The organism is Niabella yanshanensis, assembly GCF_034424215.1.
In the GTDB taxonomy this organism is placed as follows: domain Bacteria; phylum Bacteroidota; class Bacteroidia; order Chitinophagales; family Chitinophagaceae; genus Niabella; species Niabella yanshanensis.
On record NZ_CP139960.1, the window covers coordinates 2,629,343 to 2,654,454 of the forward strand.

Annotated in this window: 20 protein-coding genes and 1 pseudogene; 4 read left to right on the plus strand and 17 right to left on the minus strand. The window is 41.3% G+C overall.

Annotated elements, in window-relative coordinates; genetic code table 11:
- Positions 1 to 64 precede the first annotated feature (64 nt).
- Positions 65 to 1,039: a ribonucleotide-diphosphate reductase subunit beta gene (locus U0035_RS10770; protein WP_114789803.1), complete on the minus strand. Its 975-nt coding sequence runs from the start codon at positions 1,037 to 1,039 to the stop codon at positions 65 to 67.
- Positions 1,040 to 1,732: 693 nt separating this feature from the next.
- Positions 1,733 to 2,776 carry a transposase gene (locus U0035_RS10775; RefSeq protein WP_114789804.1) on the minus strand — a complete coding sequence of 348 codons (1,044 nt, stop codon included), beginning with the start codon at positions 2,774 to 2,776 and terminating at the stop codon, positions 1,733 to 1,735.
- Between the two features lie 855 nt (positions 2,777 to 3,631).
- On the opposite strand from U0035_RS10775, the gene U0035_RS10780 reads away from it, so the two are divergent.
- Complete coding sequence (locus U0035_RS10780) at positions 3,632 to 4,111, plus strand: GNAT family N-acetyltransferase (protein WP_114789805.1); 480 nt, start codon at positions 3,632 to 3,634, stop codon at positions 4,109 to 4,111.
- Between the two features lie 139 nt (positions 4,112 to 4,250).
- Here U0035_RS10780 and U0035_RS10785 read toward each other — a convergent pair whose 3' ends face one another.
- The 8 genes from U0035_RS10785 to U0035_RS10820 all read right to left on the minus strand — a co-directional run bounded on the left by U0035_RS10785 (position 4,251) and on the right by U0035_RS10820 (position 11,478).
- Positions 4,251 to 4,832 carry a transposase gene (locus tag U0035_RS10785; protein ID WP_114789806.1) on the minus strand — a complete coding sequence of 194 codons (582 nt, stop codon included), beginning with the start codon at positions 4,830 to 4,832 and terminating at the stop codon, positions 4,251 to 4,253.
- A 77-nt stretch (positions 4,833 to 4,909) separates the two neighbouring features.
- The gene (locus U0035_RS10790) at positions 4,910 to 5,314 is read right to left on the minus strand and encodes a hypothetical protein (protein WP_162817778.1); all 405 of its coding nucleotides are present in this window, start codon (positions 5,312 to 5,314) and stop codon (positions 4,910 to 4,912) included.
- A 185-nt stretch (positions 5,315 to 5,499) separates the two neighbouring features.
- Positions 5,500 to 7,026: a bifunctional phosphoribosylaminoimidazolecarboxamide formyltransferase/IMP cyclohydrolase gene (purH, locus tag U0035_RS10795; protein ID WP_114789808.1), complete on the minus strand. Its 1,527-nt coding sequence runs from the start codon at positions 7,024 to 7,026 to the stop codon at positions 5,500 to 5,502.
- 27 nt (positions 7,027 to 7,053) lie between these two features.
- Positions 7,054 to 7,743, minus strand: coding sequence for an aspartate/glutamate racemase family protein (locus U0035_RS10800; RefSeq protein WP_114789809.1), 690 nt, complete (start codon positions 7,741 to 7,743; stop codon positions 7,054 to 7,056).
- A gap of 33 nt (positions 7,744 to 7,776) precedes the next feature.
- A complete protein-coding gene (locus U0035_RS10805) occupies positions 7,777 to 9,807 on the minus strand; it encodes a ComEC/Rec2 family competence protein (protein ID WP_245957642.1) in 2,031 nt (676 codons plus the stop codon).
- Positions 9,808 to 9,999: 192 nt separating this feature from the next.
- Positions 10,000 to 10,281: an RNA polymerase alpha subunit C-terminal domain-containing protein gene (locus U0035_RS10810; RefSeq protein ID WP_245957643.1), complete on the minus strand. Its 282-nt coding sequence runs from the start codon at positions 10,279 to 10,281 to the stop codon at positions 10,000 to 10,002.
- 29 nt (positions 10,282 to 10,310) lie between these two features.
- A complete protein-coding gene (locus U0035_RS10815) occupies positions 10,311 to 10,733 on the minus strand; it encodes an SRPBCC family protein (protein WP_114789812.1) in 423 nt (140 codons plus the stop codon).
- A gap of 100 nt (positions 10,734 to 10,833) precedes the next feature.
- Positions 10,834 to 11,478 (minus strand): MBL fold metallo-hydrolase, encoded by a 645-nt coding sequence (locus U0035_RS10820; RefSeq protein ID WP_114789813.1) that lies wholly within the window; start codon positions 11,476 to 11,478, stop codon positions 10,834 to 10,836.
- Positions 11,479 to 11,571: 93 nt separating this feature from the next.
- Here U0035_RS10820 and U0035_RS10825 point away from each other — a divergent pair, with 93 nt between their 5' ends.
- The gene (locus U0035_RS10825; RefSeq protein WP_114789814.1) at positions 11,572 to 14,043 is read left to right on the plus strand and encodes a DUF5686 and carboxypeptidase-like regulatory domain-containing protein; all 2,472 of its coding nucleotides are present in this window, start codon (positions 11,572 to 11,574) and stop codon (positions 14,041 to 14,043) included.
- A gap of 84 nt (positions 14,044 to 14,127) precedes the next feature.
- On the opposite strand, the gene U0035_RS10830 is transcribed toward U0035_RS10825, so the two are convergent.
- A complete protein-coding gene (locus tag U0035_RS10830; RefSeq protein ID WP_114789815.1) occupies positions 14,128 to 14,412 on the minus strand; it encodes a SemiSWEET family sugar transporter in 285 nt (94 codons plus the stop codon).
- A 212-nt stretch (positions 14,413 to 14,624) separates the two neighbouring features.
- Between U0035_RS10830 and U0035_RS10835 the strand changes: the two genes are divergently transcribed.
- Both U0035_RS10835 and U0035_RS10840 read left to right on the plus strand, forming a co-directional pair.
- Positions 14,625 to 14,984 carry a septal ring lytic transglycosylase RlpA family protein gene (locus U0035_RS10835; protein WP_114789816.1) on the plus strand — a complete coding sequence of 120 codons (360 nt, stop codon included), beginning with the start codon at positions 14,625 to 14,627 and terminating at the stop codon, positions 14,982 to 14,984.
- 44 nt (positions 14,985 to 15,028) lie between these two features.
- The gene (locus U0035_RS10840) at positions 15,029 to 15,487 is read left to right on the plus strand and encodes a YqgE/AlgH family protein (protein WP_114789817.1); all 459 of its coding nucleotides are present in this window, start codon (positions 15,029 to 15,031) and stop codon (positions 15,485 to 15,487) included.
- A gap of 25 nt (positions 15,488 to 15,512) precedes the next feature.
- Here the strand turns inward: U0035_RS10840 and U0035_RS10845 are convergent, their stop codons facing one another.
- From U0035_RS10845 to U0035_RS10870, 6 genes and pseudogenes are all read right to left on the minus strand, one after another.
- Positions 15,513 to 16,319 carry an alpha/beta hydrolase gene (locus tag U0035_RS10845; RefSeq protein ID WP_114790455.1) on the minus strand — a complete coding sequence of 269 codons (807 nt, stop codon included), beginning with the start codon at positions 16,317 to 16,319 and terminating at the stop codon, positions 15,513 to 15,515.
- A 31-nt stretch (positions 16,320 to 16,350) separates the two neighbouring features.
- Positions 16,351 to 19,026 carry a methionine synthase gene (metH, locus tag U0035_RS10850; protein WP_114789818.1) on the minus strand — a complete coding sequence of 892 codons (2,676 nt, stop codon included), beginning with the start codon at positions 19,024 to 19,026 and terminating at the stop codon, positions 16,351 to 16,353.
- Positions 19,027 to 19,083: 57 nt separating this feature from the next.
- Positions 19,084 to 19,464: pseudogene (locus U0035_RS10855) on the minus strand (GxxExxY protein).
- Between the two features lie 32 nt (positions 19,465 to 19,496).
- Positions 19,497 to 20,513 carry a homocysteine S-methyltransferase family protein gene (locus tag U0035_RS10860; protein ID WP_114789819.1) on the minus strand — a complete coding sequence of 339 codons (1,017 nt, stop codon included), beginning with the start codon at positions 20,511 to 20,513 and terminating at the stop codon, positions 19,497 to 19,499.
- Between the two features lie 282 nt (positions 20,514 to 20,795).
- A complete protein-coding gene (locus U0035_RS10865) occupies positions 20,796 to 23,735 on the minus strand; it encodes a TonB-dependent receptor (protein WP_114789820.1) in 2,940 nt (979 codons plus the stop codon).
- Entirely contained in the window at positions 23,735 to 24,982 is a 1,248-nt protein-coding gene (locus U0035_RS10870) for a 6-bladed beta-propeller (RefSeq protein WP_162817779.1), read from the minus strand. Before U0035_RS10870 ends, U0035_RS10865 begins: the two co-directional genes overlap by 1 nt.
- Between the last annotated feature and the right edge of the window lie 130 nt (positions 24,983 to 25,112).

Here is a 25,112-nt window from a genome sequence, read left to right on the forward strand (position 1 = left end):
TGTTAAGTTTTCGGTTGACAGTTGTTAGTTGACGGCTGTCATCTGTACACTGTCATCTGTCCAACTAAAAAAGATCATCTGCCGTAATGCTCTTATCGTGCTTGGTATAATCAACCGGGCGTTTTGCAAAGAAATCATCCAGGCTGTTGGCAAACACTTCTTCCTCAAACCAACGCATGGGGCGATATTGCTCGGCGCTGATAAAGTATTGCGATGGCAGGCCAATTTTATTCAGGCTTTCATCCACCCTGAACTTAATAAAGTTGCTCAGGTCTTTTTTATTCAGGATGTCCACATCCCCCTCTTCAAATATCCAGTCCAGTATCTGCTCTTCAATAGCAATCGACTCTTTCACCATATCGGTAATACGCGACAGTGTTGCTTCGTTCAGCACTTCAGGATATTCTTCCCTTATTTTATTAATGAGGTAGATACCGGCATTGGCATGTATCTGCTCATCTACCGATGTCCAGGCAATAATATTGCTTACATTCTTCATCCAGCCTTTAAAGCGGGTAAAAGAAAGAATGATCGCAAACTGGCTGAACAAGGATACGTTCTCAATTAAGATGGTAAACAATATCAGCGCAATGCTATACTCCTGTTTGTCGTTTGACTTGGTATTTTTTAAAACATTCGATAAATAATCGATACGTTCTTTAATCACAGGTACTTCTATCAGCTTTTCAAATTCGTCGTTATAGCCCAGTACTTCCACCAGCCTCGAATAAGCTTCGCTATGGCGGAACTCACATTCAGCGAAAGTGCTGCCTAAGCCATTCAGCTCGGGTTTGGGAAGATGGTTGTACAGGTTGCCCCAGAAAGATTTTACGGCCACTTCAATTTGGGCGATAGCCAGTAAAGCGCGCTTTACGGCATTACGCTCAGCAGGTGTAAGGTGGCTGTGGAAATCCTGCGTATCGGCAGTAAAGTCTACCTCGGAGTGCACCCAGAACGATTTGTTGATAGCGCTGGTAAACTGCAATACCTCAGGGTACTCAAAAGGCTTGTAGTTTACGCGTTTGTCGAACAGTCCCATGATAAAAAATATTTTAAATAAGGTTTTATAAATTAGAAGAGAGACAAAGGGCCTTCAGCATTACCTGTTAAGTAACTGACTATCAAGCATTTCTGCCGTTCTTCTATAAAAATAAATTGATTTTAAATGTCTGCTGTCAATGGCATGGGCCTTGTCCGCCCCACTCCTCTTAACACCTCCCGGTTAAGCAATTGTTAATCACAACCCGCAAAACCGAGTACAAATTAATTCAATAAAAAACAGAAATAGTAAAGTTGTTATTCACACGATGTGCGAAACTTTGGTTGGATTTTTTGAAGGATTGATAACCTGTTTTTTATAAATTATCGGTACCGGCAAAATATAGTTATCTATTGAAATACTGACACTTATGCTATATGTCACCCCCTTGGTTATAGCCTGCAAACGCAGTACAGTAAAGGGTTTCAGGCTGTCTGTTTAAACGCTGTTAATACAGCTGCTAACGGTCGTTACTAATGCTTCGCAAAGCGCTCAAACCCTTTATCAGAGCCGGTTTAATGCACATGCAGGCGTTAATAACCGGTTGCGGAAAACTCATCGATTGAAATCGACCAGGATATATTAACCGCTGAGATTCTGTGTTAAAATCCAAGAGATTCTTTAATTTTATTTTCTATTAGGCGGCATAAGCCAGCCTGTGTAAGAGGGTAATCAATTGAGATTACCCTCTACTTATTTTATTTCAATTTTAGCTTCCTGATTTTGTTGTTGTAAATAGTCTTTGTCATATTTATATTGTTTTTTGTAAAGTGTATACATTAGTTCCAATAGTTTTCTTTGCACAGCTACAGCTGCTTTCATTTTTATTCCATGTTTTCCTACCAGCCTTGCAAAGATGGCTTTAAACCGATCGTCGTGCCGGATGGCTGCTAAAGCTGGCAGGTGTAGGGATTTTCTTAGGTGTTTATTGCCTTTCTTGGATATTTTCGGCTTGCCCTTTACCGAAGTGCCAGATTGCTTTTCTTTTACGTCCAGTCCCGCATAGCTGGTTAATTGCTTTTTGCTTCGTATTAAATCAAAGCCATTAGTTTCAGCCAGTACAGTAGCAGCTGTTAATAGTCCTACACCTGGTATAGAAGCCAATAATTCTACATCAGCTTTTATTTTTTCATTTGACTTTATCAAAACATTGAATTCTCCTACAACCTGGGCAATCTGTTTGTCTAAAAAAGTTATTTGCTTTTTAAGCCTGCCTATAGTGCCTTTTAGCGGTTCTACCTCTGCCTGCTCTGCATGGAGCTGATTTTTAGCCACTGTGCGGGCTTGAACGATCTGGTCCCGCTCTCTGACCAATTGTCTCATTTGCTTAAATACCGGGTGTGGTGGATGCCAGTCATCTGATTTTCTTTCCAGCCCAAACAGCGTAATAGCTTCGGAAGCTGTTTTGTCTGTAACCGTTCTTACATCCAGTGTGCGGGCATAGTTACTGATTTTATTAGGCAGTATGATGCTTACAGATTGGCTGTTGAGATATAGAAAATGAGCCAGTTTTTCATGGTATACCCCCGTAGATTCCATTACATAACGCACTTCAATACTTTCAATAGCGAACTTCTTTACCCAACTCACCAGCGAATCAAACCCTTTGGCATTGTTGCTAAATGTTTTATAGCACCAGATCTCCGGGCTCCAGTCATCATACATTCTCCCAAGAGCTACAACCAACTCTTTCTGTGACACATCAATACCACATACCTGCTTTACAATTTGTCGCATACCAATAGTTTTTAAATAAAAAGTAAAAGTGAAAAATCTCTCTCCGGCTTTTCTCCTGGCCGGATATTCTGGTTATAAAGTCTTACCTTATACCTTACATTCTGTTCAGTCTCCAAGAGATAAAAAAGAGTGAGGCTGTATCTCCGCGAGAGCATACTAAAAGTTGCTTAGAAAAGAGACGTGCTCTCACTCTTTTTCACTTTATAAAAATCAAATCTATTGGTATCTTCATTCAAAATCTCAAAGAACTACATAAAAAACAAACATAGGAGAAGGGAGATGGAGAGATAACGCAGGGGAAAGCACCAATTGTGTAAAAGCTATCTGTTAAGGATTATACCTCCGCAATTTTGACGTTAAGAACGCTATAGTTGAGGTTATACAACCAATATTTTGGGGATCGGAACCACTCGCATGGGGTTCTGAACTTATCCGACGGGGTCTTTTACCTATCCGGCGGGGTTATCAACCTCATCGTTGGGGTTGGTAAACCTATAATTTGGGGTTATACAACCCCAATTTTGGGGTTCGGAACCACCCGGTCGGGGTTCTAAACCTCATCACTGGGGTTGATGAGCCTGTCCGGATGTATTAATAACCCACCAAAGCTATGCTTTACTGATCTGTACCTATTTTAACCCCGCGCGCGGGGTCGGAACCTCATAAACAAGCAGGCCACATTGTGTATCTACTCAGCGTATCCTCTGCGCCCTTATTTCTCTGCGGTTAAATGTCTTATCAATTCACAGGTATTATTAACCGCGGAGAACAAGAAAAGGAGAGATAATGCAGCGTAAGGTTATTAGCATCGTAATATATCAAAGGAATGATATGATGTATTTGTAATATTGCCTTATGAATCTGAGGAAAGTAAAAGCTACCGATAATGCTACGTTGGCTGCCATTATAAGCAGCGCATTTGATGATTACGATGCACCCAAAAGGGGAACCGTGTATTCTGATCCTACAACCGATGACTTGTATACATTATTTCAAACAGAGCGATCGGTATTATGGGTGGCTGAAATAAACGGAGCAATTGTCGGCTGTTGCGGCGTTTATCCTACACCGGAACTTCCTGCCAACTATGCTGAACTCGTAAAGTTTTATTTAAACAAAACCGCCCGCGGGCTGGGTGTGGGCCGCGCGTTGATGGAACAATGCACCCAGTCGGCTATTGAGCTGGGGTATACCCACCTGTACCTGGAAAGCCTGCCGCAGTTTAGCAATGCTGTAAGCATTTACGAAAAGCAGGGCTACCAGTTGCTGGATCATCCTTTGGGTGAGTCGGGGCATACCTCCTGTGATATATGGATGGTGAAGGAGCTGGGATAAAAGATATGGGCGAGTCCGCCGGCGCAGAGACTCGCCCAGCAGAATGATACCTAAACTAACCCGCAATGTCCATAGCCGAGTCTTACCACGGGCTGCGTGCGTTGGCCTGGACTCGGCGCCTAACGGTATGCGCCAGGCGCTAACGAGTCAGGTCGATATCTGCCAACTCTAAATAATGTAGCACTTTGTAACACCCTTGTTCGCCTGTAGCATAATATTTTGCAGAACAATGCAAATAGTTTACCGGGGTATCCGCCAGCATCCACTTCCCTTTGCAAGGATTGGCATTGGTATAATTAAGTTTCTGCCTTAGAAAGGCATTGGTTCTGCATTCTTTCCAGTTAAAAGAACTTTCCCAAACCTCATGTAGTTTATTTCTTTCCCTATCAGACATGTTAACGTTCCACTCCAGCTTTCGCAATAGCGTTTCCTCGCTCATTGCTTTTAAACGTTTTACAATGGCATAAGCCATAAATCTTTTACCATTTCCAACTATCGTGTTAATCGATTGAATGGTATTTCTGAAAGCAATTAATACATGTATATGATTGGGCATAATAACATATCCCACGATATAATGTCCTTTACTTTTCAGGTAATCGAACCACTTATATACCAGATCGTAACCATCAACAAGTTGTATCAAAGGTCGCCAGTGCAGGCAGGTAAAAGTGATGAAATATACCCCTTCCGGTTCGGTGATTTTTCCTTTGGTTGGCATAACATAAAGTTACGATTCCTTTAAGTAAAAAGGATTAGCCAGTCGCTCGGTCCATAGTCCCCTCAATTACTATGCGGTCAATGATCTCCTAAAAAGCCAACTCTTAATACCAGCATATCTTCGTATCTTTTAGCAATTTGTCCATTCCATTCTTTGTTTTTAGGAAGTTCGGGGTGTCGTCCATACTTGCCCTGTGCATCCATCACTGTTACCAGTAAACGTCTGTTATTTACCCAGGCCCCTCTTTTACTTTTAACGTCTTCTACACCGACGAAGAAAAATACAAAAGTTGCACTGCGTGGGCCTTCTATATCTGGCATATTTGCATTTTCAGGATTGCCAAATGCTGCCTTTATGGGCACTCTGGAACTGTCGAGTAAAACCTTCAAAGGCTTGAGCGTAAAACTATCTTTAATTGCTTTAAGATGTTCCAAATTTTTCTTTATGGCTAAGCTATCAGACTGGGCTACGGCATTTTTCATAATAAGGCTAATTGTCAGTAAATAAAGATATCTTCTCATACTGCTTATAGATCCCACCTTGCTGTATTTCCACAAAAACAAACCCCCACTGTTTACAACAGCGGGGGTCAATGTCGTCATTTACGTCGAGTCCTGTAGAAGAGACTCGATTATTTTTCGTCGAGTCCTGCTAGAGACTCGACGAATTAATGCTTAAAATGTCTCATACCTGTCAGTACCATGGCCAGGTTATTTTCCTTGCAATACTCGATAGAATCTTTATCGCGGATTGAACCACCGGGCTGAATAAAGGCGGCAATACCCGCGCTGTGCGCTATTTGCACGCTATCATTGAAGGGGAAGAACGCATCACTCGCTAACACCGCTCCATTCAGGTCGAAACCAAATTGTTTTGCTTTTTCTAATGAATGACGTACCGCATCTACACGGCTGGTTTGTCCGGCGCCTTTGCCTACCAATTGCTTGCTCTTTACCAATGCAATGGCATTTGATTTTAAATGCTTGCAGATGATGTTCGCAAATTCGAGGTCTGCTTTTTCTTCGGCTGTTGCGGCACGGCCACCTTCTTCTTTCCACTCGGTATAAGAACCTTCGTCAACGGCTTGTTGCAATACGCCGTTCAATACCGATTTGAACTGCACTTTTACCTGCGGTAATTCTTTCAGCTGTAATAAGATCCTGTTCTTTTTAGACTTCAGGATGGTTAAAGCCGCCTCATCAAACGCAGGTGCAATTAACACTTCAAAGAAGATCTCGTTGATGGCATTGGCCGTAGCTTCATCAATCGTACCATTGGTAACCAATACACCACCAAAAGCGCTTTCAGGGTCACCTGCCAAAGCAGTAGCCCAGGCATCAGCGGTAGTGCTGCGACCACCTACGCCGCAAACGTTGGTATGCTTAATGATCGCGAAAACTGTATCGCTATCTTTAGGGAACTCAGCAATCAGCTGTACTGCCGCATCAACATCTACCAGGTTATTATAAGAAAGCTCTTTACCATTTAATTTTTCAAACAGCTTATCATAATCGCCGTAGAAAACGCCCTGCTGGTGAGGGTTTTCGCCGTAACGCATAATTTTAGGATGCGTTTCGGAATGGAAGAAATATTCAACATCAGCATTGGTAGTATTGAAATACTTAGCAATCGCCACATCGTAATGTCCTACCGTTTCAAATGCTTTTGCAGCAAAACCTTTACGCTGTTCGATAGAGGTTTCACCGTTCTGGGTTTTCAATAATTCTGTAATAGCGGCATAATCTTTTTTAGCAGCCACTACTAAAACATCTTTGAAATTTTTAGCGGCAGCGCGTATCATCGACGGACCACCAATATCAATTTTTTCGATAATCGCTTTTTCTTCGGTTGTAGAAGCTACCGTTTCCTCAAAAGGATAAAGGTCTACAATCACCAGGTCTATCTCTGGTATATTGTACTGCTTCATTTCCTGCACATCAGTTTCCAGATCTCTCCTGCCCAAAATACCACCAAACACCGATGGGTGCAAGGTTTTAACACGTCCCCCTAAAATAGAAGGATAGGTTGTGAGGTTTTCAACCGGCACCACGGGTATACCCAGGTCTTCAATAAATTTTTGTGTACCACCTGTGGTATAAATGGTAATACCGAGGCGATCTAATTCTTTAACAATAGGTTCCAGGCCGTCTTTATAAAAAACGGAAATGAGGGCTGATTGAATTTTTTTGTTCATGATTGATATGTGATGTGATGTTGTTTTTTAACTTAAAGCAAATGCTACGGCAGCATCTGAGTGAATTTTTGTGGTATCAAAGCCCGGAATAGTTAAATGCTCCTGCTTTATTAATAACGGTATTTCGGTACAACCCAGTATAACGCCTTCGGCACCCTGAGCTATTAACTGATCAATAATTTTTAAAAAGCCAGCCCTGGTTTCCTCCGTTACAATACCTTTATACAGCTCTGCTTCCAGCTTTTGGGCTATATAATTTCGGCCCTCCTCATCAGGTATAATTGCCCCGATGCCTTTTTCCTCCAGCTTGTTTTTAAAGAAATCGCGCTCCATGGTAAACTTCGTTCCCAGCAATGCCACTTTTTTAAGGCCTTTTGCCCGGATGGCTTCAGCAGTTGCCACGGCTACATGAATCAGGGGCACATCAATAACCTGCGCTACCCTGTCTGCCAGCAAATGCATCGTATTGGCACCCAACAAAATAGCTTCCGCACCGGCTTTCTGAAGACTGTCGCAGGCCTGGGAAAGGATCAAAAATGTTCCCTCCCAGTTATCAGCGAGATTGTTATTGTGTATTTCCTGGAAATTAACGGAATAAATAATGCACTCCGCATAATTAAGGCCACCCAATTTTGCATTGATGCCCTCATTAATGTATCTGTAATAATCGGTTGTGGATACCCAGCTAATGCCGCCCACCAGTCCCAGTTTTTTCATTGAAATTGATCTGAATGAGTGCGCAAATGTACGCTAATACAGGCTCATTACAAAAGCGCCGGATGTCGCTACATTATGACAGGCAATTTGCAGGGAATCGCAGTCCCGCAACCAATAACGGGCTTTCCAGGCGGGCACAGAGCCATCAATAACAATTTGCGAAGGTTTTACCTTTTTTAACAGGTCGGATATGTACAATCGGGGGTTACCCGATAAAATGACCAGGTCTGCAGATAATGGCGCTGCTTCTATGGATTTTCGAAGAGGCTGATTAATACATAGAACCTTTTTGTTGTGAAACAACACCACATTACCTGAATATTCAGGTTTTTGTACCTGTTCTGCGGTTGACCGATGCAAAATGCGGCAAGGATTCATCACATAATTCATTACTGAACCATTCGTCAAAGCCTCGGTATCACCATAAAAAGAATAATACCTTCCGCTAATAATATCCATAGCAGCATACCGGTTGGCATTATATACAATCAGCTTTTGTTGCTTACCCGCATCATAAAAAGAAGCGGCTCTTATCAGCAGGAAAATGCAAAGGCTCGACATAGCCCACCAGAAACCGGATTTCCGTTGCGCCATTAACCAAAATGCAATACCAGCGATCAATACGAAAAGCAATAAGGATTGAGCGAGGTTGATACTGATGCTCCACCATACGGCCAGTGGAAAATCTTCCATCCTTTCTATAAAGGTATTCAGCCACCAGATCAAGCCGTTGAGTAAAGAGCCGATAAAAGCTGCGATGATTTTTATGGGAGATAAAAGCACTAACACCAGCGTTGCTACTAATACCACGGTAGATACTGGCACAACTACCAGGTTACTCAATAAAAAATAAACCGGGAACTGGTGAAAATAATACAATGCGATGGGTGTGGTTAAAATTTGCGCCGCTATACTTACCGCAGCCAGCTGCCATATAGCATGGAGTATCTTATTCTTAACGAATAGTAAGTTATAGATAGGTTTATAAAATACAACAATACTTAACACCGCTGCATAAGACAACTGAAAGCCTACATCCCAAAGCCAGTAAGGATTATAGCAAAACTGGCAAAAAGCCGATACCGCCAGTATATTGTAAATAGAAGCATTTCGGTTGATCTGCTTTCCAACGGTAATAAAAGTAAACATCACTGCAGCACGTACAATGGAAGCTGCTCCACCGGTTATCAGTGAGAAAAACCAAAGGAAGGCCAGTACCAGTACCGCATGCAGCCATTTAGTTTTCTTCCTTCGAAGCAACGGTGCAAATAACAGGTTCAATAACCAATACAATAAGGCCAGGTGCATACCCGATACGGCTATCACATGCACTACGCCGGTATTGGTGTATGACTGCAACAGGCTCTTATCCAGGTCGTCTTTATAGCCTATCAGCATAGCCTCGGCCAATCCCTGTTCTTTAGCTCCCTTAATATGAGCTTTAATGGCGCTTAGCACATAATTCCTGGATTGCAACAACCAGCTCTGATACCAGGGCAGCCCATTACCGGGGAGCTTCTCATACCCTTTATCCGTCAAATAAACCTGGTGCGTAATCCCATTGAACAAGGCGTAACGCTCATAGTCGAAACCACCGGGGTTTCCGGCATTGTGTATCTCCTGGAGATCTTTGGCAATAAGTATCCGGTCACCCGCCCGCAGAGAGGCATTGATGCTGTCTTTTTTGAAGTAGATAATAATGTTCCCGCTAACAGGGCTCTTGTTTCCGCTTTTAAGAATATGGCGAACGGTAGCAACCGCTTTGTAAGATCGTTCTTTGGCTACCAGCGGTTCCTCTAACCTGGCTACCAGCATATCTCCGGTCTGGTAACTTTTGCCCAACCAATGGTTTTGATGCCGCACATCTTTTAACCAGGTGAGCATCATACCAAACGTGATCAGGGTTATTACCATCATCAGTCCCCTGAGAGGCGCCCATTTCCAGCTTTTGAAATTGCGGAGCGCACCTATCATAAAAAATACTGCGCCTGAAACCACAAAAATAACTATGCTAACAGCAATAGGAGACTGCAGGTACCATTGCAGTATGATGCCAGTTATCATTGGTAGCAAAAGCCTTATAACAGGGTTGTGCTTTAAAAACATAGTTAGCCTATACCTGATGTTTTAGGTTATATCTTAGGTTATAGTCAGTATTAAAGTTACAATAAAAATAAATATATTAGCCTTGATTCGTGACGACACGAATCAAGGCTTTAGGAGAACACGAATCGTAGCAGGGGGATACTAACGGAGTTATGATTTAAAGCGAAGCCCTTCCCTTTCAAGAGCCGTTCTTAATATGGGGAGGGAAGCCTTGCCCATACCGTGCAACTGCAGAATTTCTTTTTCGGAATAAGCGGATAGCTTTTGAATGGTTACAATACCGGCTGTTTCCAATGCCCGCCGCGCCGGTGCGCTTAGAGCAGACAGGAAACCACCCGGTTTGTTTTGCTTTTCGCATTCAGGGCAAACCGGGCAGTCGCTGCTTTTATAATACTGGTGCCCGTTAGGACAGGTTCTTAATGTTTTTGACAAGGGTATATCGTTTTAGCTGAAACGATCGGTTAAGCTCTTTCTGCGTAAGCTTTAAAATTATCCAGAATAGCTTGCCAACCGGCTTGTTGCATTTCTTCCGGGTTTTGAGACTCTGCTTCAAATTGCTCATCTATTTGGGTGCCGCCATCTACGTTCTTAAAATCAACCTTCACCTTACGCCCATCACCTAATGTATATTCCAGGTATTGCGTTTCTGTTACTACATCAAAAGTGCCGCCAAAATCGAAACCAAAGCTGCCGTCTTTAGCTTCCATCCTGTAAGAGAATTGACCGCCAGGTTTTAAATCATGTTCTGCTTTAGGAGAGTGCCAATCAGGCGATGCGGCGTTCCACTGCTGAATATCGGATGGCGTAGTCCATAATTTCCATACTTTCTCTACGGGCGCGTTTACTAATGCTGATACAGTAATTGCATTTGCTTTTGTTTCCATGATAATTTTTGTTTTGTTACACAAACATACAACAGCGATCTGCCAGAGATAATAGATATTAGCGACTAATTGAAGGTATTTTGCGACAGGTAATATTTTCCTAATCTTCTCTTACAAAAGGATTATTGCGTTTCTCAAAACCAATACTGGTTCCACCGCCATGCCCGGAATATACTTTGGTTTCATCCGGCAAAGTATAGAGCTCGGTTTTAATGGAATGCTCCAGCTGATCGTAGTCTCCTCCCGGTAAATCAGTACGCCCAATGCTGCCACTGAACAACACATCACCACTGATCACATAGCCATCTTTCTCATTATAGAAACTTACGCTACCTGGTGAATGACCGGGTGTAAATAATACTTTCAATTCGTCGTGACCGATCTTTATTATATCTCCAGGATTTAGCCATTTCATTTCACCGTTATAATTCTCAAAAGGCAAACCATACATATCCGCCGATTTGGGTGCGAAACTCAAAACCATTTTTTCCGTTTCGTGCAGGTATAAAGGCAACTGCCAGGTATCGCTGACGAACTTGTTCCCAAAAACATGATCCAAATGACAATGCGTATTCAACAGGTAAACAGGTTTGAGATTTTTGGACTGTATAAAGCGAACCAATTCGTTGCGCTCCACGTCAAAATAACATCCGGGATCAATGATACAGCAATCGCCATTTTCAGCGTACAGCACATAAGTATTCTCTTGTATCGGGTTAAAAGTAAATTTATGTACGGATAACATTTTTTGTTAAATTTTTTAATTTGAAGCAAAAGTAGCAGATGTTGCCAAGACCAATACATATTACAATTTAAAACAATCGTAGATTTGCGTTCGATGAATCTTATTCTGAAGTTTTTGATCCTGCTTATCGGACTAACAACCTGTACCGTAACTTTTTCGCAAAAAACATTAAGGGGATTGGTAAAAGATGCGCATAGCGATGAAGCTATTGCTTTTGCATCGGTTACTTTTAAAGGCACTTCGATGGGAGCGATTACCGACTCAACCGGCAGGTTTGCTTTCTCGGTTATCGACTGGCCGTCCGATACCCTGGTTATTAGCTATGTAGGTTATGAAACTTATTTCCTTACGATGGACCAGGCTAAAAATGATATGGATGTCACCATCCCTATGCAGCGGGGAACTACAGACGATGTTGTTATCGTAAAATCTAAAATTGACAAGGGGCTCTGGCTCTGGAAAAAAGTGGTAGAACATAAGCCACAAAACAACCGGTACAAGTTTGATAATTTTTCCTACGAACTATACAATAAGCTTGAAGTGGATCTGAAAAACTTTAAAAGCCTGCAAAAGATAACAAGATTTAAGCCACTCCGTCCTATCAACGATCTGATCAATCAAAACATAGACACTTCAGAAGGAATTAAAATTTTACCCACTTATCTCACAGAGGCTATCAGTAATTATTACTACCAGAAAAAACCGACGAAGCGCAGGGAAGAAATTATTGGCGCTAATACCAATGGTATTAAGAACGAAAGCATAGTAAAATTCCTGGGCGGTATGGACCAGGTAATTAACGTGTACAATAACTTCATTAATGTTTTTAATAAAGAGTTTGTAAGTCCTGTTAGTGACAATGGCGATTTTTATTACAAGTATACAATAGCCGATACGCAATATATTGCCGGCGAAAGATATTATCATCTTTTATTCAGGCCTAGGCGTAAAGGCATGAACACATTTGAAGGAGATTGCTGGGTACATTTTGGCAGTTTTGCCGTTCAAAAAATGAACCTGGCTTTAGACAAAAGCGCTGATGTCAACTTCATGGAACGTTTCAGCTATATACAGGAATATACAAGATTGGCCGATAGCAACTGGTTTGTAAGCCGCGAAAAACTGGTAGTGGATGTGGCGCCTGTAGGAGATAAGACACCTGGAATTATTGGCCGCAAAACAAGCACTTACCGTAATGTAATAGTAAACGACAGCTCGGTGGTTTCCCGGCTGAAACTTAATAAAGAACTGGAAGAAATTGTTACCATTCCCGGAGCGCAACAAAAAGACAATACTTACTGGGAAACTGCCAGGCACGAGGAGCTCAGCACTACAGAAAAGAACATTGTGAAAATGATCGACACTATCATGAATGCCCCGGTATATCAGAAGCTTACCAAGCAACTGGAGTTTATGGGCACTGGTTATTTTGATGTAGGCAATGTAAGATTAGGGTCTGCCTACAACTGGTTTTCAGGCAATGCCTGGGAAGGATTCAGGATGCGTTTTGATGTAGCCAGCAATAAACATTTCAATAAAAAATTCATGTACCATACCTACCTGGCTTATGGCTTCACCGATAAAAAGCTAAAAGGTATGGGAGAGCTTTTTTACCTGCCTAAAAAAGATCCGCGCCAGTACTGGGCACTAACCTATAAAAATGACCTGGATTTTGGACAGCGTTATTACGGTGAAATCTCATCGGACAATATATTTTCATTTGCAGTACGTAAGCCCGGCGTTCCGATGAAGTTTATGAACCTGGCAGAGGGCAGTTTCGAATTTTTCAATGAGTTACCAAACGGCTTCTCGGTTAAAGCAACAGCAGCTAACAGAACCTATACACCACTGGCCAATCTTTTACCGGCCGACGCTTTCGGTGAAGGATTGAAAAGATTAACAACCACCGAGCTTTCAGTCCGACTCCGCTTTGCCTTCCTGGAAAAATTCCTGGAATCTACTTTTTATCGCGCCAGCCTGGGTAGCCCTTACCCAATTGTAGAAGCCACTTATACCAAAGGAATATCAGGCATTTTAAACAGCAGGTATAATTACTCAAAGATATTAACAGCTGTTTCAGATTATATAAAAACACCACCCTTTGGAATTATTAACTACCAGATATATGCAGGAAAAACATTTGGCACCGCACCCTATATGTTCTTAGATGTAGCGCCGGGAAACGAATTGTATTACTATAATAAATACGCGTTCAATACCATGATACGCTACCAGTATGTGCACGACCAGTTTGCCGGTATCAATTATGAGCACAATATTGGCAATGGGATTTTCAAGCTGATCCCTAAACTAAAATTCAGGCAATTCTACACGGTTAAGGCGCTATGGGGTTCTCTTTCAGATGCTAATAAGGCGCTTAACTTTCAACCGGGTCATAATTTCTTATCATTGGATGGGAAAACCTACCTGGAATTAGGAACTGGGGTTGACAATATTTTAAGAGTGCTACGCGTAGATTTTATATGGCGTGTACTTCCCGGAGAGCAGCCTGCTTCATCCATAAAGAATTTTGGTGTTTTTGGCAGCCTACGGTTTAATTTTTAAGAGACGTATTTTAAAACACATAGTCACTAGCAATAACATTTGTCTATATAAGACATTGGCTGCACAATAGTCCCATCAAAAATCCTACAAAGTATCCGACGGACTTGCAGTGGTTCTGCCAAACTTAAGTTTCAGGAATACCATCGTCAGCGACAACACCAATATCAGTACATTGGTCATGATAATAACCAGGTCTTTTTTAAGCACCCCGTAAATCACCCACAATACCTGGTTAGCTGCGGCTATTAAAAACATATTTAGCGATACATCTTTGGCAGACTTTTCCTTTACCGTCTTTATTACCTGGGGTAAAAACGTAAGCGTAGTTAATAGGCCCGCAACATAGCCCAGTATATCAACAAATTCCATATCAGTGGGTTTAGATTGCAAAAATAGATATCCTGCTTGAGTTAAGTACTTTATAGATTTGTTTTACGCCGGGGCTAACCGTCATTGCCAAACGCTGATAAACATTTCTAAACTATTTGCCGGGAAGGTATATTCTTAATATTTATGAGGCTTAGTCGTCTTTTGATTTTAACAGAATTTGTAATCCGGATTATCGTTACTATTTTTCCGGCATGAATAAAATAATCCCGGCCCTTTTACTATGCGTTGTTGCCTTTAACAGTTGCAGCAGAAAAATAGTGGAGACAGGCAAAGCTTCTTTTTATGCCGATAAATTCGTGGGACGCAAAACCGCAAGCGGCGCTATATTCAAACAAAACAAATTAACCGCTGCCCATAAAACGTTACCTTTTGGCACTAAAGTGAAGGTGAAAAACCAGGCTAACGGTAAAACAGTTAAAGTATTGATTAATGACCGGGGACCATTTGTTCAGGGCCGGATTATTGATCTCAGCAAAAAGGCTGCTAAAAGGCTGGATATGGTTAATGCAGGAATTTCTGACGTTACCATTAAATACAAAAAGAAGAAATAAGCTGCGTGGAATAATTATTGCGGCCTGAAATAAAAATAGTAACAATGAGCAATTACCAGGGAAAGATATTGAGCAGCACGCCTTCCATGGATGATCCTAATTTCGATTCATCTGTTGTTTTTGTAGCTGAACACAATGAGCAGGGCGCCTTAGGATTTGTGATCAATAAAATTTTTGCCCGTTCGTTAAACGAGCTGGTTGAATTCAGCAGCAGCCCTGCATTTCCCTTATATGAAGGCGGCCCGGTTGACCAGGAGCATCTTTACTTTGTTCATCGCCGCAATGAGCTGATACCGGGAGCCACACCTATTATTGATGATATGTACCTGGGAGGTGATTTTAAAAAGACAATCGAACAAATCAATAATAAAAATCTTACCTCAAAAGACATTAAAATATTTATAGGCTATTGCGGCTGGGATACCGGCGACCTGGAAGCAGAAATTGCGGAAGGCAGCTGGGAGGTAAAAGAACCGGATGCAGATGGTTTATTTGGTCATTAAAACAGCGGGCTTTTCAAGCCTTCTGTTATTTACCATGCTTTCTGATCCAATCCACTATCAGGTAGCAGGCGGGCGCATATACATCACCATGATTAAATCCCTGCAATTCATGCAACTCCACTTCTTTAACACCTATCCCTTTTAGCACGGCATATAAGTGCGCATTCTCCTCGTACCTTGCCATCATTTCCAGGTTTTTATCGCCGGTAATCAGCAATGTAGGAGGTATATCTTTCCGAACTACGTTTAATGGTGCTAATGCATCTACAATGGGTGTTTCCATCGGCAAGCCGCGCTCTTTCCTGATTGTATAATGCGTATTGGTTTGTCCACTTATAGGTAACAGTCCGCGAATACGATTGGCATCTGTTCCAAATTGAGCCAGATATTTTTTATCCAACCCAACCATCAAAGCCAGGTAACCGCCGGCGGAATGTCCTGAAACATAGATATGATCAGCACTGCCACCTAATGAATCAATATGCTTAAACGTCCAGGCTACTGCTTCAGCCGCATCCTCAATATAAGCAGGGCTTTTAGTCTTTGGACTTAAACGATAATTAGCAGCAATTACGGCAATACCCTTGTTTTTTAATTCCTGCGGAATGCCCTTCTCACCGCCTTCCAGGCCGCCTCCATGAAACCATACCACAGTGGCAAAGCCTTTCTTGTCTTTTGGATAATAGATATCCAACACACAACGAGACTTTTTATACGCATCTTTTTCTGTTTTAGCCACATAGGGGACATTCTCTTTAAGAATATAATCCTGTGCAAAAACATGAAAGGCGATACCGCACAATAACAACAGTAAAGAGAGCTTGCGTAACATAGTATTCATTTCTTTTGAGTAATATAAAAAATTATTCCAGAACCGGGCTCAACCATCTTTCTGCGTCTTCGATACTCATGCCTTTTCTTTTTGCATAATCTTCCAATTGATCTTTGCCTATTTTGCCTAACCCAAAATAATGGCTTTTAGGATGAGCAAAATACCATCCGCATACCGAAGCGGGAGGATCCATTGCCAGGCTTTCGGTTAAGGTGATGCCTATATTATCTGTTACTTTCAATAAATCAAACAACTTGTATTTTTCTGTATGATCAGGACAGGCGGGATATCCCGGCGCAGGTCTTATGCCATCGTATTCTTCCCATATCAGGTCTTTATTGGTTAGGTTCTCATCTTTTGCATAACCCCAATATTCTTTTCTTGATTTTTCATGCAGACATTCAGCAAAAGCTTCTACAAACCGATCAGCTAAAACCTGAACCATGATCTTATTATAATCATCAAACTCTGCGGCAAACCTGTCTATGTGCTGCTTCGCACCATGAATAGTAACTGCAAAAGCTCCCATGTAGTCCTGCCCTTTCTCTTTAGGCATTACAAAGTCGGCTAAAGAGAAGTTGAAATGTCCGGCTGCTTTCTTTGACTGCTGACGTAATGATTCGAGTTTCACTTCTGTTCCGTTGGCTTCAATGGTAATCGTATCTGCATTGTTACTGGTAGCTGGCCAGAAGCCAATAACACCATCAGCAGTAAACCATTTTTCTTCGACAATTCGTTCGACCATCTTCTGCGCTTCGGCCAAAAGTTTGGTTGCTTCTGCTCCAAACTTTTCATCACTTAATACCTGTGGATATCTACCGGGCATTTCCCAGGCTATAAAAAACGGGCTCCAATCGAGGTATTTTGCTATTTCTCCGAGATCAAAATCTTTAAACACCTTAACTTCATCTATGGCTGGCTGAGTGGGCGTGTAGCTATCCCAGTCCAGGGACTCTTTAGCAGCTACAGCATCTTTATAAGCAATCAGATCTTTCTTATTCTTATTTGCAAATTGCTGACGCAAGCCTTCATATTCCTCGCTGGTTTTATTCAGCAATTCCTGCTTGTCTTTTCCCAGCAAAGTGCTTACCGCAGTTACACTTCTGGACGCATCCAGAATATGCATTACACCGTTATCATACTGGGGAGCAATCTTCACGGCAGTATGCATGCGGGAAGTAGTAGCCCCCCCAATTAATAAAGGTTGTTTCATATTGCGACGCTTCATTTCATGGGCTACGTGAACCATCTCATCCAGCGACGGCGTAATTAAGCCACTCAGTCCAATAATATGCGCACCTTCCCTTTCGGCAGTATCCAGTATCTTATCAGCAGGCACCATTACGCCCAAATCAATTACATCATATCCATTACAGCCTAATACAACGCCCACAATATTTTTACCGATATCATGTACATCCCCTTTCACGGTCGCTAATAAAACTTTGCCCGCACCGCCAGCCTGTGCTGCCGGGTTAGCTAACTTCTCCTCTTCAATAAAAGGCGTTAACCAGGCCACGGATTTTTTCATCACGCGCGCACTTTTCACCACCTGCGGCAGAAACATTTTTCCGGCGCCGAACAAATCTCCTACTACATCCATACCCGCCATTAAAGGCCCCTCAATAACCTCCAAAGGCCGCGGATACTTTTGCCTTGCTTCCTCAGTATCCGTATCAATATAATCTGTAATACCATTTACCAGCGCATGTTTCAGGCGTTCTTCTACTGTATTATCACGCCATGCATCGTTTTTCTTTTCTACCTTGCCTTCAGATTTAACGGTTTCCGCAAAAGTGATCAGCTTGTCTGTCGCTTCATTATTCGTATTATTACGATTAAGAATAACGTCTTCGCAAAGCTGCTTCAATTGTGGCTCTATTTCATCATACACCACCAACTGGCCTGCATTAACGATACCCATATTCATACCGGCCTTAATAGCGTAGTATAAAAAAACGGAGTGCATCGCTTCGCGTACCGGCTCATTACCTCTGAAAGAAAATGATAAGTTACTAACCCCGCCACTTACCCCCGCCAATGGCATAAGTTGCTTTATACGACGGGTGGCTTCGATAAAGTCTACGCCATAATTATTATGCTCTTCCAAACCAGTTGCAACTGCAAATATGTTCGGATCAAAAATAATATCATGGCCTTTAAAACCAAGTTGCTCTGTCAGTATCTTATAAGCCCGATGACAAATTTCCACTTTTCTATCTTCTGTATCTGCCTGTCCTTTCTCGTCGAAGGCCATTACAATAACTGCTGCGCCATAGTTTTGACAGGTGATAGCCTGTTCAATAAACTTTTGTTCTCCTTCTTTTAAAGAAATAGAGTTTACGATACATTTTCCCTGTACACATTTCAAACCAGCTTCAATAATTTCAAATTTTGAAGAGTCAATCATCAAAGGCACTTTGCATATATCGGGCTCACTTTGCAGGAGGTTGACAAAGGTGGTCATAGCTTGTACGCCATCTAACAGCGCATCATCCATATTAATATCGATAACCTGTGCGCCGTTCTCTACCTGTTGGCGTGCTACGCTTAATGCTTCTTCGTACTTATTTTCACGAATAAGACGTGCAAATTTTTTAGAACCCGTTACATTGGTTCTCTCGCCGATATTGATAAAATTCGTTTCAGGGCGTACAATTAGAGGTTCTAAGCCCGAAAGACGGAGATATGGTTTGATAACTGACATTTTTTTTATTTTACCACAGAGGTTACACTGAGCTTATCACAGAGTTAAAAGAGATGGTTATAATATCAATCTTTTAATTCCGTTTTTTAAACTACTGGTATTAAAATTAAGCAGCAGCCCAACTTTACACCCAGATAATTTTAAGTATGTTAACACCTGCGCAGTATGTACATCATTTAGTGCTTCTACTGCTTTTATTTCTATAATTACTTTTTTCTCTATGAGCAAATCCACCCGGTATCCTACATCCAATTTTACCTGCTCCTAAATTAATGGAAGTGGCTTTTCTTTTTCTGTGTGTAGACCCGAAGTCATTAACTCGTAGTACAAGCATTCCTTATATGACGATTCCAGTAGTCCGGGACCTAATGCCGAATGCACCTTGAAAGCGCATTTCAATATTTGCTCGGTAATGATATTTATCGATTCAAAACTCATTAACTCTGTGCATCACTCCTTTAACACTGTGGTTACAAAATTTCCTCCACCACAGGTAATACTCTTGGTTGTATCGTTTTTACCGCTTTTGCAATTTCACGGATATGATCAGGTGTAGTGCCACAACAGCCCCCTACGATATTCACGAAGCCCTGGTTAGCCCAATCGTCAAGAAAAGCGGCCGTTTGTTCAGGTAATTCATCGTACTCACCCATTGCGTTGGGCAAGCCGGCATTGGGATAAGCAGATACATAGCAACCGGCGATCTGTGACAACTCTTCTACGTGCGCTCTCATTTCACGGGCCCCCAAAGCACAATTAAGACCAATACTTAATGGATTGGCATGTGCCACCGAAATATAGAAAGCCTCTAATGTTTGTCCGCTCAAAGTACGTCCTGATGCATCGGTGATAGTACCACTGATCATGATCTCACATTCGGAACCCGGGTGCTCCCTGAAATATTTTTTTGCCGAAAAAATAGCAGCTTTCGCGTTCAAAGTATCGAAGATGGTTTCAATCAAAAGTATATCGGCTCCTGCCTCAATTAATGCATGGATCTGTTCGGTATAAGCTATTACTACCTCATCAAAAGTTACCGCACGATAGCCAGGGTTATTTACATCAGGTGAAAGACTTAATGTTTTATTCAATGGCCCTATTGCCCCCGCAACAAACTTAGGGGACTTGTCGCCCGTTTCCTTCTGATATTCTGCGATGGCATCTTTTGCAGATTGTACAGAAGCTACGTTTAGCTCATGTGCCAAAGCCTGCATATCATAATCAGCCTGGGCAATAGAGGTACTGCTAAAAGTATTGGTTTCGATAATATCGGAACCTGCCTGCAGGTATTCTTTGTGAATAGCTTTAATAATATCCGGCCGGGTAATACTCAAAAGATCATTATTGCCTTTCACATCGGTATGCCAGTCTTTAAAGCGATCGCCTCTATAGTCTTCTTCGGTAAGTTTATAACGTTGTATCATGGTGCCCATAGCGCCATCCAGTACTAATATTTTTTCATTCAATAAATTTCTTATTGCACTCATTCGTAACAATTTAAATTTTTGCCTTGTTTTTACTGAACTAACTATAAACGTGGGAACCAGGGAGAATGGCCTTACGTTTATTAGTTCATTTTTTTACGCAGGGTGAACAATAAACAAATCCGCCTGCGGCATACAAAGTTACGACAAAAGCCAAAAATTTGGGCTATATTACAATCTATAGACTAAAAACCTAAAAAATATTTTAAATATAGTAAAAAGCACTAAAAACGAATAGCCAAGTGTACATACACTTGGCTATTACACTATAGGGAAAAAATAAAATTAATTACGACCCCGCATACCGCCGCCAAAGCCACCGCCCCCGGAACCGCGTCTCTCAAAATTCCGACGTTCACCGCCCCTACCTTCGCCACTTTCTCCACGGCCACCGCCTCTTCGGCCTCCACCGCCGAATTTTCTCGGATAATAGGATAGCGTAACCATAAAGAATTGCTGTAAGCCATTAGACACCGTAGTGCTTAAGTTAGTTAAACCTGCTGTCGTCGATATATTCTGGTTCTTTTTTAATATATCCATAGCAGACAACTTAACCTCAGCCTGTTTTGTTGGCAGGAAACGATAAGTAGCAAATGCATTCCATAGCGTGGACGATTGATTTGTAGTGTTGTTGGTTACGTAGTTAATGGTTGTGCTGATTGTCAGATCCCGTATAGGAGAGAGATTCAAATTACCCTGGGTAATATAATTAACAGCATTTAAAGATTGCAGGTTACGACTGCTTTGCCGGCTACTGTTAGTGTTGATTGCCTGCGAGGCCTGAATATTACCAATATCGCCCAGTGTATAAAATACGCCCAGGTTATGTGTCAAGCCATTAGCCTTGGCAATATTATATAAACCATCCACATAGTTTGGAGAAGTAGTATTAGTATAGTTTAGCGAATAATTAAATTGAAGCACTTTATTATTTTTTAACTTAAAAGAAGTGCGCCCCGTAAAACCAGCGCTGTAATTACGCCTTCCATCCATATTGATCATGTAAATGGTTCTTCGACCATTTTGTCTGTTATAAAAACTGCTATCAACAATACCGTCATTCACTCCACTGGCAGCGCCATTTACCTCAAAACTCAGGTCTGCTTTTCTTGAAGGTTGCTCCCGGCGATAATTAAAATTAAAATTCACCCCATTAGTAACAGAAGGTCTGAGATTTGCATTGCCGAGATTGATATTATACACATTGGTGCTGGTATCAATAATAGGCCTTAGCTGATCAACAGAAGGAATAGAAGGCGTAGAATTTCCGGATAAATTAGCTTCTATGGTATATTTATTAAATCGCTGGTAATTATAACCAACAGCCGCTGAAGGAGTAAAGAAGCTGAAAGAGCGGTCGATATTGCGGTAATCAAAACTGGACTCATTTTTTTCCGTCAGGAATTGCCCCTGTATGTTTGCCGAAACATTAATATAACGATTAAAGCGGTCTGATAAACGCCTGGTAAAGTTTTTCGATAACCTCAATGAAGGCCTGTCTTCTATCCTGGTAACCCGGTTATCATTGGTCAGTGAGTCATTCCCGATATAATGTCCGGTTAATGAATCATAATCACTAACAAATGAACTTACATCTGATCTTGAAAAGGAAACGTTATTATTGAGCACCATATTAATATTCCATAAACTAAAGTTGCCGAATAACAATCTTTTCAAGGCATTGTAGTTCATACCAAGGCTATTATTGAAGCTGGAGGACTCACTATTATTACGCCTGTTAAAATATCGATTATCATCTGCATTCTCGTAGGATATAAAATCGGTGATATTCCTGCTTTCATTTTCGGACTGATTATATCCCAGGTTATAATTAATACCAAAACTTTTAAGGTTGCGGTCGTCATCGTCTTTATTACGGAACGAAGTTGAGAAATTGATTCCATTATTAGATCCTTGTGAGATGGACGCATTGGAGCTTTCGCTTACCCTTGTGCCATCTTCTATGGCTTTATCGGAAGAGCTGGTAGAGTTCCTTTCACTGGTACCAGAATTAAAACTAAGGTTCACTGCAAAGTCTTTGTCCTGATCTCTTTTATTATAGTTCAAACCAGCATTATGCGTATTATTTTCGGACGTACTTTCCTGCCTGGAATCCTGCAGAAAAACAACATCCGTAGCACTGTTTCTGGAGTCCGTGGTTGAAGTGGTAAAATTTCTTGTATTTCTAAAATCGTAATTAGCTCTTAACTGGTTATTAAAGCGGCTATTATTGGTTTGAGAGAAATCGTATTGCATACTACCTCCTAAAAATAACACCCGGTTAATACCATTGCTTCCAAAATTAGCTACATACCTGTTATTAGGATTATAGTTGCGGTAAGTGCTTTGCTGAAACATTTCCTGCAGGCCTGCCGATTTATTGATATTATTCATGCTGGCAGCTATTCCCCCCCTCATCTTTTTGTTATATGCCAGTCCCGACCCGTCGAATTCATAACGATCGTCGGTTCCGATACCCGCTCCGGCTTTGCCAAAGTATCCAAACTTTTTATCCTCCCGCAACTTTATGTTCATCGTCAACATAGAATCTGCCGGGTTATCATCTATATTATCCTTACTATAATCGGTTTCCTTATATACCTGAATTTTTTCAATAGCGTTCTTGGGTAAATTTTGCGTGGCCATAGCCGGATCACTTCCGAAGAAAGGCTTACCATCTACATATACGTTATTTACCTTTCTACCGTTAACTGTAATCGTGCCATCGCCCCACATGGTAACACCCGGCACCCTTCGCAACATATCTTCTACTACTGCGTTAGAATCTAACTTAAAAGCAGCGGGGTTAATCTCCAACGTATCCCCGTTCATAGTAATAGGAACCACCGCTTTAACTACAACCTCATCCATGGTACCCTGGCTCTTGGCCAAAAACAGGTTTTTAAAATTGAAGCTACGATTCGTTGAATCTAAAGTGATCGTTTTAGAAAAAGGGTTATACCCGGTAAAAGAAAAATTAATATTAACCGGTGTAAAAAAGGGTATATCATTAAAAGTAAAGGCGCCATCTTCCCCGGTTATATGATAATTTACCAGGGAAGAATCAGATTTTTTATATAATGTTATGGTTACAGATTGTAACGCATAGTCATCAGCAGAATCCTTCACAATACCTGTAATAGAACCGCTACGCGTAGTATCTTTTTGGGCTAATAGCAAAGAGGGTAAAAAAGCTATAAACAGCGCAGTTATTAGTATCCGCATTATCCGATCTTATTTTTGGGTTTTAATTGAATGATAACCGGATTATCTGCACGGGTACCCTTTTCAAAATATTGTTTGATGACTGGTTTATATTGCGGGCTCTTTGCCTGGTTGTAGTCCTTATTCTGAAACATGATAGAGGACGAAGCGCTCGTGTATAAATAATGACCATCGCTGTACTGAATACCGGTTGAAAGAACCGGCAAAAATGCATTGGCGCTATCAGCGATTATTTTGCCGGTTGCATAAAACCGATTGGTTGATTCATCAAATAAAAAGTTGCGGTCCCTGGGACTGCGGTTATAATCAAGCGAGAAAAACAGGTATTGCCGGAGCTGGTATACATTCTCAATTTTCCACACAAAGCTTCCGTTTTGCGAGCGATACTGGTCGAAATCATTTTTCGAACGAAAAGGATGAGCGAAAAAAGCTTTGGAAAGAGAATTCTCGAAAGGCAGAATTAATGAATACAACAGCGATGTGCTATCGCTTGTCAATTTATATATTCCATAATGATAGGGCCGGGTAAATAATAATACTCCCGGATTATCGGTTGGGAAAAAAGAAACCTGTCCGGGCTTGAAATAGTAAGCATCGTTTCGCTTATTATATGGGAAATACTGACTGATGTTCTTTTCCCCGTCATACACTTTTAGCTCATACTCTGTTTGGTCAGCAAACTTACGATTCGCAAATATGTAGCTATAAGCCCATTGATTGTTATTATAAATGGTAGGATCAACCAGGGACAAACTAAACCCTTTTAATCGCTGAATTTTTTCTTTATGAATATCGGCCAGATCATAGTAAGCCGACCAGGTAAATCTTGCAAAGGACTTATTAGTGGGGTCTTCCATCATTTTCTCTACTTCGGCAGGCGAAAAATTATAGTTCTTATTGCTGCCCGAGATGAAGATGGCATTCCTGGCCTTGTCTAATTGTATGGATTTAATAGTGCAGTTAGGCGGCCTGTATTTCTTTATAAATTTTCCTTTTTTATCAAAAAAATAAATGAAGTTGGTGTCAGCATCCCAAATAATAAAGTATTCGTCAGATACCAATAACTGCTTTATCCGGCCAAAAACGCTTTTTTTGGTTGTTTCGAGAGGTATATAGTTGATTTCCTCAAATACTTTTGACGCATTGGCACCCGATGCAAAGCCCGGCTGAAAGTACAGCTCCTTTCCGTTTTGGCCCATGACAGCATAACATGCCGACAGGCAAAAAATCGTTATCCATTTTCTCATAACCCCTTTGACGTTGGAAAAATCATTTTCCTGCAATTTTTAATTGAAAAACCGATATTAATTATCAGTTTGACTATTAAACGGTCAAAAGGTTTAAAAAATAAAAAAGGCCCGCTGTAAAAACAGCGCG